This is a genomic window from Streptomyces sp. NPDC017943, from assembly GCF_044328425.1.
Classification (GTDB): Bacteria; Actinomycetota; Actinomycetes; order Streptomycetales; family Streptomycetaceae; genus Streptomyces; species Streptomyces djakartensis_A.
In genome coordinates this window covers 596,723-613,069 of record NZ_JBIRHH010000002.1, presented here as the reverse complement: position 1 = coordinate 613,069, position 16,347 = coordinate 596,723, and the positions used below count along the sequence as shown (strand labels likewise).

General features: G+C 73.0%; 19 protein-coding genes. 3 read left to right on the top strand and 16 right to left on the bottom strand.

Going from position 1 to position 16,347, the window contains the following annotated elements; all coding sequences use genetic code 11:
* Positions 1–5 precede the first annotated feature (5 nt).
* The 4 genes from ACH4C6_RS07740 to ACH4C6_RS07725 are packed head-to-tail and all read right to left on the bottom strand — an operon-like array spanning position 6 to position 3,171.
* Positions 6–641 carry a lactate utilization protein C gene (locus tag ACH4C6_RS07740; RefSeq protein ID WP_398107613.1) on the bottom strand — a complete coding sequence of 212 codons (636 nt, stop codon included), beginning with the start codon at positions 639–641 and terminating at the stop codon, positions 6–8.
* Complete coding sequence (locus ACH4C6_RS07735; RefSeq protein ID WP_398107612.1) at positions 638–2,116, bottom strand: LutB/LldF family L-lactate oxidation iron-sulfur protein; 1,479 nt, start codon at positions 2,114–2,116, stop codon at positions 638–640. The genes ACH4C6_RS07740 and ACH4C6_RS07735 overlap by 4 nt, the downstream gene beginning before the upstream one ends.
* The gene (locus tag ACH4C6_RS07730) at positions 2,113–2,868 is read right to left on the bottom strand and encodes a (Fe-S)-binding protein (protein ID WP_398107611.1); all 756 of its coding nucleotides are present in this window, start codon (positions 2,866–2,868) and stop codon (positions 2,113–2,115) included. The genes ACH4C6_RS07735 and ACH4C6_RS07730 overlap by 4 nt, the downstream gene beginning before the upstream one ends.
* Positions 2,869–2,886: 18 nt before the next feature.
* Complete coding sequence (locus tag ACH4C6_RS07725) at positions 2,887–3,171, bottom strand: hypothetical protein (protein WP_398107610.1); 285 nt, start codon at positions 3,169–3,171, stop codon at positions 2,887–2,889.
* A gap of 207 nt (positions 3,172–3,378) precedes the next feature.
* Here ACH4C6_RS07725 and ACH4C6_RS07720 point away from each other — a divergent pair, with 207 nt between their 5' ends.
* Both ACH4C6_RS07720 and ACH4C6_RS07715 read left to right on the top strand, forming a co-directional pair.
* Positions 3,379–4,680 (top strand): alpha/beta fold hydrolase, encoded by a 1,302-nt coding sequence (locus tag ACH4C6_RS07720; RefSeq protein WP_398107609.1) that lies wholly within the window; start codon positions 3,379–3,381, stop codon positions 4,678–4,680.
* Between the two features lie 49 nt (positions 4,681–4,729).
* Positions 4,730–5,485, top strand: a complete 756-nt coding sequence (locus ACH4C6_RS07715; protein WP_398107608.1) for a PIG-L deacetylase family protein — start codon at positions 4,730–4,732, stop codon at positions 5,483–5,485.
* Between the two features lie 342 nt (positions 5,486–5,827).
* On the opposite strand, the gene ACH4C6_RS07710 is transcribed toward ACH4C6_RS07715, so the two are convergent.
* Positions 5,828–6,196, bottom strand: coding sequence for a hypothetical protein (locus tag ACH4C6_RS07710; RefSeq protein WP_398107607.1), 369 nt, complete (start codon positions 6,194–6,196; stop codon positions 5,828–5,830).
* A gap of 325 nt (positions 6,197–6,521) precedes the next feature.
* Between ACH4C6_RS07710 and ACH4C6_RS07705 the strand changes: the two genes are divergently transcribed.
* On the top strand, positions 6,522–7,571 hold the full coding sequence (locus ACH4C6_RS07705) for a helix-turn-helix domain-containing protein (RefSeq protein ID WP_398107606.1): 1,050 nt from the start codon (positions 6,522–6,524) through the stop codon (positions 7,569–7,571).
* On the opposite strand, the gene ACH4C6_RS07700 is transcribed toward ACH4C6_RS07705, so the two are convergent.
* The 11 genes from ACH4C6_RS07700 to ACH4C6_RS07650 form a co-directional block, all read right to left on the bottom strand.
* A complete protein-coding gene (locus ACH4C6_RS07700) occupies positions 7,568–7,780 on the bottom strand; it encodes a hypothetical protein (RefSeq protein WP_398107605.1) in 213 nt (70 codons plus the stop codon). The genes ACH4C6_RS07705 and ACH4C6_RS07700 overlap by 4 nt on opposite strands.
* Before the next feature lie 146 nt (positions 7,781–7,926).
* Positions 7,927–8,616, bottom strand: a complete 690-nt coding sequence (locus ACH4C6_RS07695; RefSeq protein WP_398107604.1) for a collagen-like protein — start codon at positions 8,614–8,616, stop codon at positions 7,927–7,929.
* Positions 8,613–8,900, bottom strand: a complete 288-nt coding sequence (locus ACH4C6_RS07690) for a hypothetical protein (RefSeq protein WP_398107603.1) — start codon at positions 8,898–8,900, stop codon at positions 8,613–8,615. Before ACH4C6_RS07690 ends, ACH4C6_RS07695 begins: the two co-directional genes overlap by 4 nt.
* A gap of 9 nt (positions 8,901–8,909) precedes the next feature.
* Positions 8,910–9,131 carry a hypothetical protein gene (locus tag ACH4C6_RS07685; protein ID WP_398107602.1) on the bottom strand — a complete coding sequence of 74 codons (222 nt, stop codon included), beginning with the start codon at positions 9,129–9,131 and terminating at the stop codon, positions 8,910–8,912.
* 7 nt (positions 9,132–9,138) lie between these two features.
* Positions 9,139–9,930 carry an N-acetylmuramoyl-L-alanine amidase gene (locus tag ACH4C6_RS07680; protein ID WP_398107601.1) on the bottom strand — a complete coding sequence of 264 codons (792 nt, stop codon included), beginning with the start codon at positions 9,928–9,930 and terminating at the stop codon, positions 9,139–9,141.
* A complete protein-coding gene (locus tag ACH4C6_RS07675; RefSeq protein ID WP_398107600.1) occupies positions 9,930–10,172 on the bottom strand; it encodes a hypothetical protein in 243 nt (80 codons plus the stop codon). Before ACH4C6_RS07675 ends, ACH4C6_RS07680 begins: the two co-directional genes overlap by 1 nt.
* 71 nt (positions 10,173–10,243) lie before the next feature.
* The gene (locus ACH4C6_RS07670) at positions 10,244–12,718 is read right to left on the bottom strand and encodes a right-handed parallel beta-helix repeat-containing protein (protein ID WP_398107599.1); all 2,475 of its coding nucleotides are present in this window, start codon (positions 12,716–12,718) and stop codon (positions 10,244–10,246) included.
* A 10-nt stretch (positions 12,719–12,728) separates the two neighbouring features.
* The gene (locus ACH4C6_RS07665; RefSeq protein ID WP_398107598.1) at positions 12,729–13,352 is read right to left on the bottom strand and encodes a hypothetical protein; all 624 of its coding nucleotides are present in this window, start codon (positions 13,350–13,352) and stop codon (positions 12,729–12,731) included.
* Positions 13,353–13,363: 11 nt separating this feature from the next.
* The gene (locus ACH4C6_RS07660) at positions 13,364–14,299 is read right to left on the bottom strand and encodes a hypothetical protein (RefSeq protein ID WP_398107597.1); all 936 of its coding nucleotides are present in this window, start codon (positions 14,297–14,299) and stop codon (positions 13,364–13,366) included.
* Positions 14,300–14,303: 4 nt separating this feature from the next.
* Complete coding sequence (locus ACH4C6_RS07655) at positions 14,304–15,449, bottom strand: phage tail protein (protein WP_398107596.1); 1,146 nt, start codon at positions 15,447–15,449, stop codon at positions 14,304–14,306.
* A complete protein-coding gene (locus ACH4C6_RS07650) occupies positions 15,449–16,342 on the bottom strand; it encodes a hypothetical protein (protein ID WP_398107595.1) in 894 nt (297 codons plus the stop codon). Before ACH4C6_RS07650 ends, ACH4C6_RS07655 begins: the two co-directional genes overlap by 1 nt.
* Positions 16,343–16,347: the final 5 nt, after the last annotated feature.

Genomic DNA, 16,347 nt, shown 5'->3' with positions numbered 1-16,347 from the left:
CCCGCTCAGCCCTCGCTCACCAGCACCACCTCCAGCGTGCGCGGGCCGTGCACCCCCTCGACCCGGTCCAGCTCGATGTCACTGGTCGCCGACGGCCCGGAGATCCACGTCAGCGGACGCGCCGGGTCGAGGCGTCCGAGCGCCTGCGGCACGGAGGAGACGACCTGGCCGGGGACGCGCACCACACAGATGTGGTGGTCCGGGACGAGGGTGATCCGCCGGCGGCCCTGGTCGGGCGAGCCGTCCAGTACGAGGGTGCCGGTCTCGGCGACGGCGACGGCGCAGCCGGTGACCACGCTGTCCACCCGGTCGAGTTCCCGCGGGGTGCTCTCCGCCCGGTCCGCCACCCGCGGCACGCCGGTCGCCGCCAGCCACCCCGGCGGAACCCCGGGCGGCACCAGCACCGACGCCGATCCGCGCTCCCGCAGCAGCGCGGCGATCAGCCCGGCCAGTCCGTCGCCGTCCGTGCGGTGCACCACGGCCCGGTAGTCCGCCAGGTTCTCGGCCAGCAGCTCCACCGTCTCCGCGACCCCGCGCCGGCCGTGCTCCCGCAGGTAGGCGCGCGTGATCGGCGGCTCGTCGTCCGGCAGGTCCGCCAGGGCGCGCCGCACCCGGCCCAGGATCCGTTCCCTGCTGCTCACGTCGCGCCGCCCTTCCCGCCGTCCGTCCGCCGCCACCAGTCCCGGAACGGCTCGGCGGGCACCCGCGGCAGGTCCCGCGTCCCGCTCCAGGCCCGGCCCGGTCCCGGCAGGGTGCGGGGGTGGAAGCGCCGGGTGCGGGAGGCGGCCCGCTGGCCGGTGCGCAGCACACCCGGGTGCGTCAGCGCCCAGCGGGCCGCACGCATCGCCGCCCGCTCCGCCGCGTGCCCCTCGGCCGGCCGCAGGACCACCTTGTCGCCCCCGCGGACCGCCTCGCCGCCCTGCACGACCCGCTCCCTCAGATGCACCAGCACCTCCGGGATGTCGATGGCGACGGGGCACACCTCGTAGCACGCCCCGCACAGGGAGGACGCGTACGGCAGGGAGGCGTCGATCTCGCTTCCCGTGCCGCGCAGTTGCGGGCTGAGGATGGCCCCGATCGGCCCCGGGTAGACCGAGCCGTAGGCGTGCCCTCCGGCCCGCTCGTACACCGGGCAGACGTTGAGGCACGCCGAGCAGCGGATGCAGCGCAGGGCCTGCCGGCCGACCTCGTCGGCGAGGGTGTCGGTGCGGCCGTTGTCGAGCAGCACCAGGTGGAACGCCCGGGGGCCGTCCCCGTCGGCCGTGCCGGTCCAGGTCGAGGTGTACGGGTTCATGCGCTCGGCCGTCGAGGAGCGGGGGAGGGTCTGCAGGAACACTTCCAGGTCCTGCCACGTCGGCACGGTCTTCTCGATGCCGACGACCGAGATCAGCGTCTCGGGCAGGGTCAGGCACATCCGCCCGTTGCCCTCGGACTCCACGACCACCAGGGTGCCCGTCTCGGCGACCATGAAGTTGGCTCCCGAGATGCCGACCTTGGCGCGCAGGAACTTCTCCCTCAGGTGCAGCCGGGCCGCCTTGGCGAGTTCGGCGGGCGTGTCGGTCAGGCCGTCGGGGGCCGGGCGGCCCCAGGAGGCCATCCGGTCCCGGAAGACGTCGCGGATCTCGCCCCGGTTGCGGTGGATGGCCGGGACGAGGATGTGCGAGGGGCGGTCCCTGCCCAACTGCACGATCAGCTCGGCGAGATCCGTCTCGTAGGCGCGGATGCCCGCGGCCTCGAGCGCCTCGTTCAGCCCGATCTCCTGCGTGGCCATCGACTTGACCTTCACGACCTCCGACTCGCCGGTCGCCCGCACCAGCCGTGTGACGATCTCGTTGGCCTCGTCGGCGTCGGCGGCCCAGTGCACGACACCGCCCGCCGCGGTGACCGCCTCCTCCAACTGCACCAGGTAGCGGTCCAGATGGCGCAGGGTGTGGTCCTTGATCTGCTTGCCCGCCTCGCGCAGCCCGGCCCAGTCGGAGAGCTCCGCCACGGCCTTGGCCCGCTTGGCGCGGATCGTGTGCGTGGCGTGCCGCAGATTGCCGCGCAGCCGGTCGTCGGCCACCGCCTCCCGTGCCGCCTTTGGGAACGCCGGCATCCCGAGGTATGTCCCGCTCACCGTGCCGGTTCCTCCTCCGTGCTCGCCAGGATCTCCGCGAGGTGCACCGGCCGCATGCCGGTCCGCAGCCGGGTCATCGTCCCGCCGAGGTGCATCAGGCAGGAGTTGTCGGCCGCGCACAGCACCTCGGCGCCCGTCGACTCGGCGTGGCGCACCTTGTCGACGCCCATCGCCGCCGAGACGTCGGGGTTCTTCAGGGCGAAGGTGCCGCCGAAACCGCAGCACTCCTCGGCGCCCGGCAGTTCGGCCAGTTCCAGTCCCCGCACCGCCCGCAGCAGCCGCTTCGGGCGCTCGCCGAGCCCGAGCGCGCGCAGCCCGTGGCAGGTCGGGTGGTAGGTGACCTTGTGCGGGTAGTACGCGCCGACGTCGGTCACGCCCAGCACGTCCACCAGGAACTCGGTGAGTTCATACGTCTTCGGCACCACCGGCGCGAGCGTGGCCGCGAGGGTGCCGCCCCGCCCCTCGGCCCGGGCCCGCTCGCCCATCCGCGGGTACAGCTCCCGCACCATCGCCCCGCACGATCCGGACGGTGTCACGATCGCCTCGTAGCCGCCGAAGACCTCGGCGAAGTTCCGGGCGAGGGGCTCGGCCTCGTGCCGGTAGCCGGTGTTGTAGTGCGCCTGCCCGCAGCAGGTCTGCCCCGCGGGGAAGTCGACGTCGACGCCCAGCCGGGTCAGCAGCTTCACCACGGCACGTCCGGTGTCCGGATAGAGCGTGTCGTTCACACAGGTCAGGAACAGGGCGACGCGCATCGTCCTCCTCGGGGCCGATCATCGGACGTGTGCAGCGTAGTTGCGGTCGGCGGGCCCGGGGGAGAGCCCGTCGGGAGCGGCGGGGCGGGCCGTGCGGCACACCACCGCGCGGTCGCGCCCCGCGGTCCGCGCCGCGTCGGCGCCCGGGTGCGCACGGGCGGGGTCCCGGTCCGCCGCGGAGGCCCCCGGCAGCGACTCGGACATCGACGGGCCCGCGTCGCCGACCGCGAGGTCCACGCCGCCGAAGACCGGCACCGCCTGACGGAACGCCTCGGCGGTCCGTCCCTCGGGCGTGGCGCCCACGGTGAGGGCGACGGCCCGGCGGGGGCGCGCGGCTCCGCGGCGACGGCCCGCTGCCGCCGTCCGGGCCGGCGACGGCCACGCAGCCCGTCCGCACGCCCGGCCTGAACGGCCGTTCAGCAGGATTTCATGATCGAAGGGCCTCCGGCCGGACGTCGCCTGTGATGAACTGGGACGCGGTCCGAAAATCCGTCCGTCCCGGGAGCCTCGTTGACCCTCAGCTACCGCCAGCCCGGAGTGGTCCTCACCGACCGCCGCTTCACCGTCCCCCTCGACCACGGCCGCCCCGAGGGCGAGACGATCGAGCTGTACGCCCGCGAGGCCGTCGCGAGCGACAGGGCCGGGCACGACCTGCCGTGGCTGCTCTACCTCCAGGGCGGACCCGGCTTCGGCGCGGACCGCTCCGTCGGCCGGCCCGGCTGGCTCGGCCGGGCCCTGAAGGAGTACCGCGTCCTGCTCCTCGACCAGCGCGGCACCGGGCACTCCACGCCCGCCACCCGCCAGACGCTCCCGCTGCGCGGCGGCCCCGCCGAGCAGGCCGACTACCTCACGCACTTCCGGGCCGACTCCATCGTCCGCGACTGCGAGGCCATCCGCGCCGGGGTCACGGGCGGCAGGCCCTGGACCGTGCTCGGGCAGAGCTTCGGCGGGTTCTGCGTGACCAGCTACCTCTCCCTGGCCCCCGAGGGACTGGCCACCGCGCTCGTCACCGGCGGGCTGCCTTCCCTCGACGCCCACGCCGACGACGTCTACCGGGCCGCCTACCCGCGCGTCGAACGCAAGGTCATGGCCCACTACGCCCGTTACCCGCAGGACGTCGAACGGGCCCGCCGGATCGCCGACCACCTCCTGACGCACGACGTGCTCCTGCCGAACGGCTACCGGTTCACCGTGGAGGCCTTCCAGACGCTCGGCATCCTCCTCGGCACCGGCGACGGCACCCACCGCCTGCACCACCTGCTGGAGGACGCCTTCGTCCGCACCCCGCAGGGCCCCACCCTCTCCGACGCCTTCCTGGAGCAGGTCCAGACCCAGCTGTCCTTCGCCCGCCACCCCCTCTACGCCCTCGTCCATGAGTCGATCTACGGCCAGGACAGCAGGCCCACCGACTGGTCGGCCGAGCGGGTCCGCGCCGAGTTCCCGCAGTTCGACGCCGCCAAGGCGCTCGCGGGCGACGAACCGCTGCTGTTCACCGGAGAATCGATTCACCCCTGGATGTTCGCGTGCGACCCGGCCCTGCGCCCGCTGCGCGAGACGGCGGAGCTGCTCGCCGCCCGCACCGACTGGACGCCCCTGTACGACCCGGCCCGCCTCGCCGCCAACGACGTCCCCGTCGCCGCGGCCGTCTACCACGACGACATGTACGTCGACACGGCACACGCGCTGCGCACCGCCCGGACGGTCCGGGGCCTGCGCACCTGGGTCACCGACGAGTTCGAGCACGACGGCGTCCGCGCCGGCGGCCCGCGCGTCCTGGACCGGCTGCTGGCCCTGGCCCGGGACGAGGTCTGAGGCCGCGCCGGACGGCGAGCGCCGGCGGTCCGCGCACTAGTCTGCGGACATGACGACCGATCAACTGAAGCCCATGCCGGACGACTGGCGGCGCGCGCTCGCGGTCGTGGCCCATCCGGACGACCTCGAGTACGGCTGCTCCGCGGCCATCGCCGCCTGGACCGACGAGGGCCGCGAGGTCGCCTACGTCCTGGCGACCCGGGGCGAGGCCGGGATCGACACGATCGAGCCCGAGCGGTGCGGTGCGCTGCGCGAGCGGGAGCAGCGGGCCAGTGCGGCGGTGGTCGGTGTCTCGGAGGTGGAGTTCCTCGACCACCGCGACGGGGTGATCGAGTACGGCACCGCCCTGCGCCGCGACATCGCCGCCGCGATCCGCCGGTACCGCCCCGAACTGGTCATCACCCTCAACCACCGGGACACCTGGGGCGGTGTCGCCTGGAACACCCCCGACCACGTGGCCGTCGGCCGGGCCACGCTCGACGCGGCCGGGGACGCCGGCAACCGGTGGATCTTCCCGGAACTGGCCGAGCAGGGCCTCGCCCCCTGGGACGGGGTGCGCTGGGTCGCGGTCGCGGGCTCCGCCACCCCCACCCACGCCGTGGACGCGTCGCCGGGCATGGAGCGGGCCGTGGCCTCCCTGCTGGAGCACCGCAGCTACATCGAGGTGCTGACCGACGACAACCCGACTAAGGGAAGTACGTCAGTTGAGGACTACTGCCGTGGCTTCCTGACGCGTCAGGCAGAGTCGGTTGCCCCTCGCTTCGGCGGGCGGCCGGCTGTCGCGTTCGAGCTCTTCAGCCGCTGAGCCCGGCACGACGACAGCGCCCCCGGCCCGAGGGCCAGGGGCGCCGCGGCCCTGCCCCTACCGCGTGGCAGCAGGTCTGGGGCGGGCCGATCAGGGGGGTGCAGACGAGTGGTGAGGCCCGCCCCGGCGCTCGACCTGTCCAGGGTTGGGGGCCGGGGCGGGAGCCTTATCGACCGCGGTGACAGCTGCAGCTGCAGCGCGGCTGGAGGAGGATGCCGCGCCCGTGCGGGAGCGGGATGTCGTCGATCTGCCGGCACTCGCGGTGCAGGTCCCGGTAGCCGGGCCGCGCCGCCAGCTGGCACTCAGCGGACAGCGGGCCCGACACGCGTACAGGTGCAGTCGTCACGTCTCGTCCACGCTCGACAACGTCTGGATCGCAGCGGCCATGAGGCGTGCGACGGCGTTGGGGTCGCACAGCTCGCCCGGGCGCCTCATGGGGACGGCCCAGTAGGACGGCGAGATGCGCGGAAGCAGATGCTCGAGGGCCAGGCGCGGCACCCCGAGGTGGGTGTCGCGGCCCAGGATCTCCACGTTGAGCCGGGTCCAGTCGGCGGCTGCCTTGTGCCACACGAGGGGCATGTCTGCGGGCACCAGCGCGTAGTAGCGCTGCCCGTGCTGGTCGCAGATGACGGGCCCGCCCCACAGCATCTCGGACAGGAACCGGTCCAGGGTTGCGTTGCGAGCCGTCTCGAGACGGATCGCGCTCAGCACTACGTCGCGCGGGATTCGGACGGCGGCGAACCGTGTTCCGAGGGGCAGCAGAGCCACCCCATCGTCGTCCCATGCCTGTCGAGCCGTGCTCGGTGTGGGGTGGGCCGACAGCAGCCAGGCTTCGCACTCCTGCCGTTGGTCTGACCTCGTTCGCTCGACACCTCTCGGGGCGCGCCCGGCGGGCGCAAGGGCTCTCTGATCTGCATGGCGGTGGGGCATGGCTGTCTCTCTCCGACCCGACTCGGTGTGGCGGAGACAACATCGTGAGGAGGGAACTGCGGCGATTCCATGTAACGGCTACATGGCGCAGTCGTATCGTCGCTGTATGAGTAGTCGGGAACTCTGGGCGGACGGACGTCTGCGCGCTGCGTGGGCGGCCCGTGACTGGCCCACGCTCATCCGCCGGTACCGGGCCCTGGCGGGCATCTCACAGAGCCGCTTCGGCGAGCTCGTCGGGATGGATCAGGGCTACGTGTCCCGCCTGGAACGCGGGCGGGCGCGGGTGACCAGTGAGGACGTCGTAGCCCGGTTTGTAGAAGGACTGCACGTGCCGAACGAACTAGGCGGCGTACGCCGCAGCGCGCACGACGAACCGCAGTGGGCGCCGTCGCCTGAGCTGCGGGAACGGATAGCGCACGCCAGCAGCACAGGGCGAACGGACCTGCGCACCGCCGACTGGATCCACCAGGTCCTCGCCGCGCACCGCCGCGCCGAGGACGAGGTGGGCGGGCAGGAGTTGTGGCCCGTTGTCCGCTCGCAGCTGGACACGGTCACCCAACTGATCCCGCAGGCCTCCGGCGAGGCTGCCGACCGGCTGATGCTGCTCGCCGCGGAGCATGCGCACTGGCTGTCGTGGGTGGCCTGGCAGGCCCGCCGCGTGGGGCCGGCGCTCACGTGGATCGACCTGGCGCACGGCTGGGCTGTCGACGCCGGGCATGTCGACATGGCGTCGTGGGCGCAGCGCGTGCGCGCGTACTACAGCCTGTCGCACGGCGACCCGGTGCGGGCTCTGCGCACGGCCGAGGCCGCCCGGTACGCCGGGCCTGGCCCGCTGTCGCCGGCGGCCGAGGCGGTGGCGGTGCACCAGGCGGCGATGGCGGCGGCCGCGTGCGCGGAGCGGGACAAGGCCCGACGGCTGGCGGACGAGGCGCACGAACTGGCGGTGCGGGCGCCGGACGAGCCGGACCGGCCCGGGTGGCTGTACTGGCTCAGCCCGGAGCGGGCGCGCCTGCAGCACGCGGATGCGTCGTACGCCTGCCGTCAATGGGCTGAGGCCGCGGCCGGGTTCAGGGAGGCGCTGCCCGCCCTGGCGGGCTACCCCCGGGACTACGCGTACTACCGGGCTCGCCTTGAGGAGGCCGAGCGGCGCGCCTAGTCGTCGTACAGGAAGCGGATCGCGATGGGCTCCGCCCCGCTGTCGAGCATGTCGCGCAGGGCGTCCTTCACGTCCTCGATGTGCGGGCCGTATCCGTCGCCGGGCTCCGGCAGGTCGACGGTGTCTACCCGGGCCTCGAGGTCGGCCGACTCGTAGTCATCCGGGCCGACGCCGGCGGGCAACACCTTGTAGGCGACGCGGTACTCCATGGTGGTCCTTCACTCCCGACAGCACGACGCCCCGGGGGTCGGGCCCCGGGGCGGTACCCAGCAGCATAGCGGGGCGGCACCGGCAGCGACTCCAGAACGGCACAGATGCCCCTGCACAGCCCACGGAGGGCTGTGCAGGGGCATCGTCACGCGTACTGCCGTCGATACGGTTCGAGGCCGGCGGCCAGCGGCCCGGGGCCCGGGGAGGGTTCCGGGTCCGGCGCGCCGTCGCGTCTGCAGACGAGCGCTTCAGCGTCCCACGAGGGCGTCTGCAGGCTGTAGCCGTCGGGGCAGGTCTGCCCGTCCCGGCCCGGGGCGCCGTCCTTGCCGTCTGCGCCGTCCTTACCCGCGGGCCCGGGCGGTCCTGCAGGGCCCACAGGCCCGGTGGCGCCCTGGGCGCCGTCCTTGCCGGCCTCACCGGGTTGTCCGTCGCGGCCCGGGCTGCCGTCCTCGCCTGTAGTGCCCGCCTCGCCGTCGCTGCCGTCCTGGCCGTCCCTCCCAGGCACCCCGGACGGCCCTGACGGGCCGCGCGGGCCCGGGATTGGCACCGGCACCTCAGCCCGGGCCGGTAGATCCTCGATCGCGTCGGCTGGGTCCGGCGCCGCCGGCGTCGCGCCCTCGTTCTTCACCTGGGCGCGCAGCAGCCGCACGTCCCCGGCGAGGGTACTCACCGCCTCGCCGCGGCGGTCGGCCTCCACGGCGAGCTCCTCGGCCCGGGCCGCCTCATGTTCGATGCGCGACCAGATGATCAGGACGGCCCCGCTCAGGGCGACGAGCGTGCACACGAGCAGCACGCTGCGCCACCGGCGGGCCAGGGTGCGCTCGGCACGTGTCACGGCTCTCCTCCGAGGTGGACGATGAGGGCGCGCAGCCGGGCGATCTCCGCCTGGTCTGCTGCGCGTAGGGCGGCCTGTTCGGCCAGCCTGGTGTTGAGGCCGTCGCGCTCCGCCTTGACCGCGGTGAGCTCCGACTTCAGGTTGTCGCGTTCTTCCTGCAGGTCGTTGGTGAGCGAGGAGTAGCCGGTGAGTGCGTTCTCTCCTCGCTTACCCACGTAGGCCACCACCGCGCCGACGACCGCGCCGAGCCCTACGAGCAGGCTGCCGAGGGTGGTGGCGTCCAAGGTGGCTCCTTACTGGCCGTGCCGGCGCGCCGCCCGCGCCAGGTCCGCATCGGCGTTCGGCCCAGGCCGGTTGGGGACGGCCCAGGTGATGCCCCAGGCGCCGAGGACGGCGAGCGCGATGGTGATGCCCTCGCCGGTGGTGATCACATCGTCCTGGACGGCGGTGACGGCGGCCGCGGCGCCGGCGGCGACGCCGGACACGATCGACTTGGCGATACGCGAGATCCTCACGGGTGCCTCACTTTCTGGGGAGCTTCAGCTTCTGGCCGGGTGTGATGTCGTCGGGGCGCTTCAGCTGGTTGAGGGTGGCGATCTCCCGCCACCGGTTGCCGTCGCCCAGCCGGCTGGCGGCGATGGACCACAGGGTGTCCCCGGCGGCGACGGTGTACGTGCTGCCGGTCGACCAGCCGGGCTCGTGCGCCAGGAGCTCGTCGACGTCGCGCCGGAACACGGCCATGTCGATGCCGCGCGGGTCGACCTTCCAGTTCGACCACTCCAGGTGGCCGATAGCGCTCCGGGCGTTCCAGCCGTGCGCGCGGCAGACGGCGGCGGTGGCTCTCACCATGGCGTCGTACTGCACGCGCGGCCACGGGTCTTTGCCGTCGCCCTTGTTCTCGCACTCCCAGCCGTAGAAGCGGGCGTTACCGTCGACGGCGCCGGCGGATCCGTCATGTTCGGTCGGGGCCGGCGGGCGGGTCTTATAGGACTCGCCGATGACGGCCTGCAGCACGGCCGGGTCGCCCCCGCCGGCGTGGTTGGCGCGGCCGTTGCCGGTCAGGTGGACCACGCCGTCCTTGGTGATGCAGCCGGTCGCGAGCGGCCCGGGCAGGGTGCTGTGCCCGCGGAAGATCAGGCCGACCACGTCGTCCTTCGGGCCCGTCACCGTGTGGTGGACCTGGACACCGTGCACCGGTCCCCACGGGCCTTTGTGGTTGCGGTTGTTCGTGCGCCAGCCGGGCACCTCGTGAACGGTGCAGCCCTCGGCACGCAGCGCGGCCACGAGCCGGTCAGCGGTCAGTGGTACGGCCATCAGGAGGCCTCCGCCGAGGTGAAGTCGAGGTAGTAGGTCTTGCCCGGTTCGAAGGTGACGGCCGGGTTGTCGACCTGGATCGTGAGGCTGCCGGAGGGGGTGGCCTTGGCGTACCGCTGGTCCTCGGGCGTCTCGGGGTCGTACACGGCCATGAACTCGTACGAGCGTGTGGCCTGGGTCTCTTCAGGGCCCCACTTCTTGTGGGTCTCGAAAGTGCAGCGGAACTTGGCGCGAACAGCCACGGTGAGCTCCTTCGGGAATGACGAACGCCCCGGGCCGGATGGCTCGGGGCGTGGGTGGGGTGGGGCTGGGGTCAGGTGACGTAGGCGTAGGCGAGGATTCCGGCGCCGGTGCCGAAGGGCCCGGCGGTGAAGCCGGCTCCGGAGACGGTGGGCGGTGTCGACATTCCGGCGTCGGTGCCGCCGAGGCCGGGGGCGACCTGGGCGACGACGTCGGCCATGGAGCCCTCGGATACGAGGGTGGGACTGGCGGTCGCCTTGACCATCACGCCGAGGTAGTGCAGGCCGGTGTAGGTGGTGGTGTAGCTGGTCGCGGCGCCGGCCGTGGTCTGCGCGATGGCGAGCGTCTTGATGGTGTTTCCCGCCCAGGCCGCGGTGAGCTGGTCCGCGGTTCTGGCCAGGGCCTTCTTCGTCGAGTCGTGCAGCGTGAACCACCAGTTGGTCGGGGTGGTGGCTCCAGTGCTGCCGGAGATGAAGGTGATGTTGGAGACGACCAGGCCCTTGGGGAGCCAGATCGGTACCAGGTACAGCGTGCCGCTGGTCGGTGTGGACGACGTTCCCAGCCGCAGGCGCGAGGTGGTCTCGTATCGGCCGGCCGGGCGCATGACGCTCTCGAGCGAGCCGAAGCCGGAGTCGAACGGGCTGACTTCGGCGCCTGTGCTGGCGTCGGCGACGGAGCCGAACGTGTTCCCCCAGCGCCGCAGCCCGGTGATGGTCGAGGTGATGTTGCACCCGGGCAGGGTGGTGTCCCTCGTGCGCACGTTGCGCAGCAGCGGCCGGACGGTGTTCGTCGAGACCTGCACGCCGTAGCCCGTCAGGGCGTACAGGTCGCAGTCGTCGACGACGACGTCGGTGCCGTCCCAGATGTGGATGCCATTGGCCGTGGTGCCGGTGACGGAGCTCCGGGCCACGGTGACGTCGGTCGCGGTGGCGGCCGGTGTCGAGCGGGAGTCGACGGTGATGCCGGCGCCGGTGGCGCCGTTGACGTGGGCGGTGATCCGGCCGCGGCGGGTGCCGAGGGTGGACACGGCGGTAGCTCCGCAGCCCCGGGCCACGATGTGGTCCAGCGTGTAGTCCTCGACGTCGATCAGGCGCACGGCCTGGGAGCCGACGTCGCGGACGGTGATGCGGTCCACGCTCACGCCCTGGACGTAGCCGGTGTCCTCGCCCTCGATGCGCACGGCGGCGTCGTAGGTGCCGCCCCCGTACATCACGACGTCCTCGACGGCGATGTTCCGCAGCGCCTGGCTGCCCGCGATTGAGGGGGATCCGGCGCCGGCCGGGGTGCGGTGGGAGGCGGTGCCGGAGTCGAGGGTGCGCATGCGCACGCCCGCCCCGCAGTCCTTCAGCGTCAGCCCGGATACCCGTGAGTCCTGCCAGGTGTAGCCGCCGACGGCCCACTGGGTGAGCCCGTCGCAGTACAGGTCCTCGATGACGATGCCGGTGTGGGCCTTGCTGGGGCTGGCGGAGTGCGAGCCGACGCCGCGCGGCCAGCTGGTGGTGCCTGCGGTGCCGGACGGGCCTACGGTGCAGCCCTGGACGAGGATGTCCGTGCAGGGGGTGTCGTCGTAGGGCCCGAATCCGCCGAAGTACGCGCTGCCCTTGGCGAGGTCGGGCTGGATGAACTCGGAGAAGTCGCGGCCGCCGGGGTCGAGGTAGCCCAGGCCGCGCACGTTGATGATGCGGGCGGTCTTGATCGCGTTGAGTTCGATGCCGTGGTAGCCGCACACGTCCTTGATCAGGGTGTTGCGGATGGTGATGTTCTCGGCGTGGCCGAAGCTCATGCACATCGCGGACGTCGGGAACGTCGTGGCGCGGGCGTCCCACACGCCGCCCTCGATGATGATGTTGCCGTGTCCGGTGTAGCCGCCGTAGTTCTGGGAGGCGTCGCCGTTGAGCAGCATCGTGCCGTTGCCGGCGCGGCCGATGACCGCCCCTTCGCACAGTGTGAGACGGGTGTTGCGGTAGATCCGCAGGGGCGTCCCTGCCATGGCGACGTTGTAGGTGCCGGGCGGGACGATGACCCATCCGCCGCCCGCGTCCCGCGCCGTGTTCAGCGCCGCCTGCACGGCTGCCTGCGTCTTGGCGGTCGGCACGATGATCCCGGCCTGGGAGAAGTCCGCGCCGGTCTCCATCGGCTGCCCGCCCACCAGCAGGGTGGTGACGTCCAGAGTGCCGGTCACATCGAGGTCGCCGGTGACGGTGCCGCCGGACTTGTCGAGCTTGGTGTTCAGGCCCTCGAGGGCCGAGCTGGGCACCTCGCGGCCGACCTCGTACCAGGGGACCGGCTGCCCGGACGGTCCGTTGTACTCGTACTGGATCGCGCCGTATCCCTCGACCTTGAAGGTGCGGATGGCGCCCGGGGTGTCGGAGTCGGCGGGGTTGGTGCGGAGCTGCGCGATCGGGGTGACGCCGTCCTCCTCGAACAGCGCGGTGATGATGCTGCCGGTGCCGGCCGCGCGGACGATGAGCGGATAGTCGGGGACGACGTCGCCCGTGACGGTGGTGAGGACCGCGCTGGGGTTGCCGCCGAAGGTGTATTGAGCCACGGGGGTCCCTTCAGATGCGCCAGTAGTAGCCGGAGATGTCCACCCAGGGGGTGCCGCCGGTGCCCTGGTACCACCACAGCAGGTCCCCGGCGACGCCGTAGGCGCTGGAGGAGTTGTCGCCGAGCACTTCGAGGCGGCCGGCGCCGTCGGTGGTGTCGCCGGCCATCGAGCAGGTGCCCGGCCAGGTGCGCAGGGCGGGCGGGATGCAGTCGCTGGGGACGGCGCCGAGGTTGACGGCGTTGGGGTCGGTGATGTTCGTGCCGTCGATCCGCTCGATGCGGCCCTTGAGTTCGACGCGGCGGCCGCCGTCCAGCAGCATCAGCCCGATCGAGACGTCGCCGGTCTGGAACGCCGGTTTCAGGGTGAGGGTGCGGTCCCATACGGGCTGCGGCTCCCACCAGGTCACCCAGGTGTTGCTGCTGCTGGAGGTCTTCTTCCACACGGTGCCGTCGGCGGCCGAGACGATGGTGTGCACGGGCGCGGTGGCGTACTTCGTGTCGCGCTCGGCCTTGTTGGCGACGAACTGCACCAGGTGCGGGTCGACGGCCTGGGCGAGCTCGGCGAAGTCGGCGGGCACTGCGGGGGCTTGGCCGCCGCCCGGGACGGGCAGTTCGGCATATCCGAGGGTGGCCACAGGCCCCTCCTTCAGGTCGAGAACGTGATGGTGATGCGCCCGCCGGTGAACGCGGCGTACTGGCTCTGGCCGTGGCCGGAGATGGCCAGGCCGCGGGCGCTGCCGGAGGCCAGGGCCGAGCGCCACGCAGGTGGCAGCGTGGCGGTGCCCTTCGCGCCGACGGCCAGGGACAGCAGCTCCTCGGGCCCGTCGCCCAGGTTCAGCTGGCCGCCCGGCGCGGAGGTGTAGTTGTGCAGGTACAGGCGCATGCGCACCTTGCCGTTGATGCCGGCGCCGCGCCTGCGGGTGAACGCCACGGTCATCTTCGCCACGGTCTTGCCCGCGCAGGCGTCGGCGATCTTCGTGCCGTAGAACCAGGCGCCGCGCCGGTCGCCCCGCCCGGTCCAGTCACCCTGGGTGGGGCTGTCGGCGTAGTCGTCGGGGCGGCCGCGCCGCCACGTCCCCGAGTCGGTGGGCGAGATGGTCGCCGACTTCGGGGCCCGGGTGGCCGGGGCGTCCGGTGAGGTGTCGGTGGCGGAGGCCAGCTGCGCGTACAGCACGCCCTTGCCCGCGGCGTCCTTCTTCGTGAACAGCTGCGTGACGGACTGCCAGCCGGTGCCGGGCGGGGCGCCGGTGCCCCAGGTGTAGGCGGAGATGGCGATGAGGTCCTGGGCGGCGTCCTGGGCGACCTCGATGGTGCGGGCGGTGTCCGCGTCGGCCGGGTCGTCGCCGAGCCGCCACAGCACCACCGGCACCGTTCCGCGGCGCACGGCGACGGTGTCCCCGGCCTTGCGGTTGCGGTAGGCGTCGGTGCACTGCACGTCGTAGAACTCGGCGCCGCCCATCACCAGGTGGACGGTGCCCTCGTCGGTCACGTCGGTGACGGTGGCGGAGACGGTCTGCAGGCCGCCGCCGGCCGCCTTGTCCAGGGTGTCGAGGTCCTTGCCGAGGTCGTCGCGGATGCCCACGGGGTCACGTCTCCTTCCGGGTGCTGGTGCGGGTCTGGCAGGTCATGGCGATACCGCCGAGCGTGTAGGGCGCGGAGTCGAGCAGGTGCCGCTCCCACACGCCGTCCTCGACCTCGACCTCGACGACGTCGCCCGGCTCCAACGCCGGATTGCACACCAAGGTGAACGACAGGGAGGTCTGCACGCCGAGGGAGTCGGCGAGCTGCGCCCGGGCCACGACGGTGCCCTGCGCCTTGCTGGTGACCAGCGGGGAGGTGTAGCGGCCGGTGCGCACCCGCACGCCAGGCAGGCCCAGACGCTGCGGCGCCAGCGGGTCCCTGACCGGGTCGGGCCCGGCGTAGGTGAGCGAGTCGGGGTCGTCGTCCCAGGCGTAGGCCGGGCCGACGACCGCGCGGCCGTCGCCGGCGTCGCCGGTGACCACCCAGAGGTTGCGGACGTTCTCCGCGCTCTCCTCGACCGAGGGCTCGGCGGTGGCCAGGGTGCGCGGGATGCGCCACACCACCGGCTGGTCGAGGGTCGGCACCGGCGCGAAGGTGGGCGTGCCCGAGGCGTCGGCGTAGACCTCGGCGCCGAGCGCGGTGGCGATGCCGGTGGACGTGCCGGAGTTGTCCGTGCCGCCGGACAGGGCCGCCCACCGGTCCTCGTCCACGACGAACGCCGGCAGCCGGGTGGCCGCGTTGACGCCCTCGCGCCAGGCGATCGGGGCGCCGGGCAGTGCCTCGCCGATCAGCCGCTCGGCGCACGCCTGCGCGCTGTCCGGGCCGACCGTGCGCGCGGTGGGCAGATCGGCGCCCCGGATGATCTCCTCGCGGCCGAGCAGGTCCAGGGAGACGCCGAGCCGGGTACGGGCCAGGCGGTCGATGACGTAGCGGCCGGCCGGGATCCACTCCACATCCCGGCGCGGCACCCCCAGGCCCTGGAACAGGCGGACCTCGGTGGTGATGGAGTTGATGCCGTGCCGGCCCCGGGGCGCGTCCAACAGCTCCACCGAGGCCGAGTAGCGGCACTCCGCGGTGCGGTCCGGGGTGACGCCCCCGGAGCCGAACCGGGCGGGTGTCCAGGTCTGCCCGCCGTCGTTGGACCACTCGGCGCGCACCGGCCGCCGGCAGTGGGCGAGCGCGGCCAGCGCGGCCGCGGAGATGGGCAGCATCAAGTCACCGCGCCGTTCGTGGCCAGCGCAAGGTACGACGGGTACGAGGCGGCCACGGCCTCGTAGGTGGCGAACTGGGCGGCCATGGCGTCGTAGGACCAGCCGGGGGCCAGCATCGGCTGGCTGGCTGTGTCAGGCCGCTCGATGGGCACGATGTCGAAGGTGACGGCGTAGCCGCCCGTCGACCCGAGCTTGCCGGTGGGCTGCTCCGTGACGTCTGCCGGAACGAAGAAGCGGTCCGGCTTCTGGTAGCCGGGCCGCACCTGCGCCAGTAGCACTCCGGAGCGGATCAGCTTCCGGAACTGCTCGATCTGTTCGGCCAGGACGTCGACCGTCACGGTCTCCGCCGGGGCGGATGCCGTGTCGTAGGCGACCGCGGTGTAGGGCGTGCCGGAGCGGGCCGCTGTCTCCTGCCGGGCGGTGCTGGTGGTGCCTTGCGCGGGGCCGAGCATCACCCGCATGGACATGCCCGGGGTGTCGAGGGACTTCAGCCACAGGTCCTTGGTTGCCGCCGGGGCTGGGGCCGGCACGACCAGGCCCACGGACGACGTTGGCCCCCAGGTGCCGTCGGCATATTGCGGGCGGGCGCTGTAGACCACGCCGACGCCCAGCGGCGCCTCGTGGTCGTAGGCCTGGCCGACGCCCTCGATGGCCCACGCCAGGTCCCCGGAGCGGACCGCGACCGGTGCGGCCGCGCCGGGGTCCTGCCGAGTGATCTGCGCCTTGCGGACCTGGGTGACGCCGGTCAGGGGGCTGGCCCCGTCCCGGTAGTCGACCGCGAGGTAGACGCCCGCCCACTGCTCGTCCACCACCGCGGTCAGCCACCCGTCGGGGCTGGTGATGGTGGGCGGCGGGGTGACCTGCGGCGCCGACGGGTCAACGATCATCGGCATGCGGG

What these genes read in the sequence shown, in the direction of transcription:
- ACH4C6_RS07700 (WP_398107605.1), bottom strand. Translation starts at nt 7,780, where the DNA reads ATGGAGTACCGCGTCGCCTACAAGGTGTTGCCCGCCGGCGTCGGCCCG.
- ACH4C6_RS07705 (WP_398107606.1), top strand. Translation starts at nt 6,522, where the DNA reads ATGAGTAGTCGGGAACTCTGGGCGGACGGACGTCTGCGCGCTGCGTGG.
- ACH4C6_RS07650 (WP_398107595.1), bottom strand. Translation starts at nt 16,342, where the DNA reads ATGCCGATGATCGTTGACCCGTCGGCGCCGCAGGTCACCCCGCCGCCC.
- ACH4C6_RS07715 (WP_398107608.1), top strand. Translation starts at nt 4,730, where the DNA reads ATGACGACCGATCAACTGAAGCCCATGCCGGACGACTGGCGGCGCGCG.
- ACH4C6_RS07680 (WP_398107601.1), bottom strand. Translation starts at nt 9,930, where the DNA reads ATGGCCGTACCACTGACCGCTGACCGGCTCGTGGCCGCGCTGCGTGCC.
- ACH4C6_RS07730 (WP_398107611.1), bottom strand. Translation starts at nt 2,868, where the DNA reads ATGCGCGTCGCCCTGTTCCTGACCTGTGTGAACGACACGCTCTATCCG.
- ACH4C6_RS07655 (WP_398107596.1), bottom strand. Translation starts at nt 15,449, where the DNA reads ATGCTGCCCATCTCCGCGGCCGCGCTGGCCGCGCTCGCCCACTGCCGG.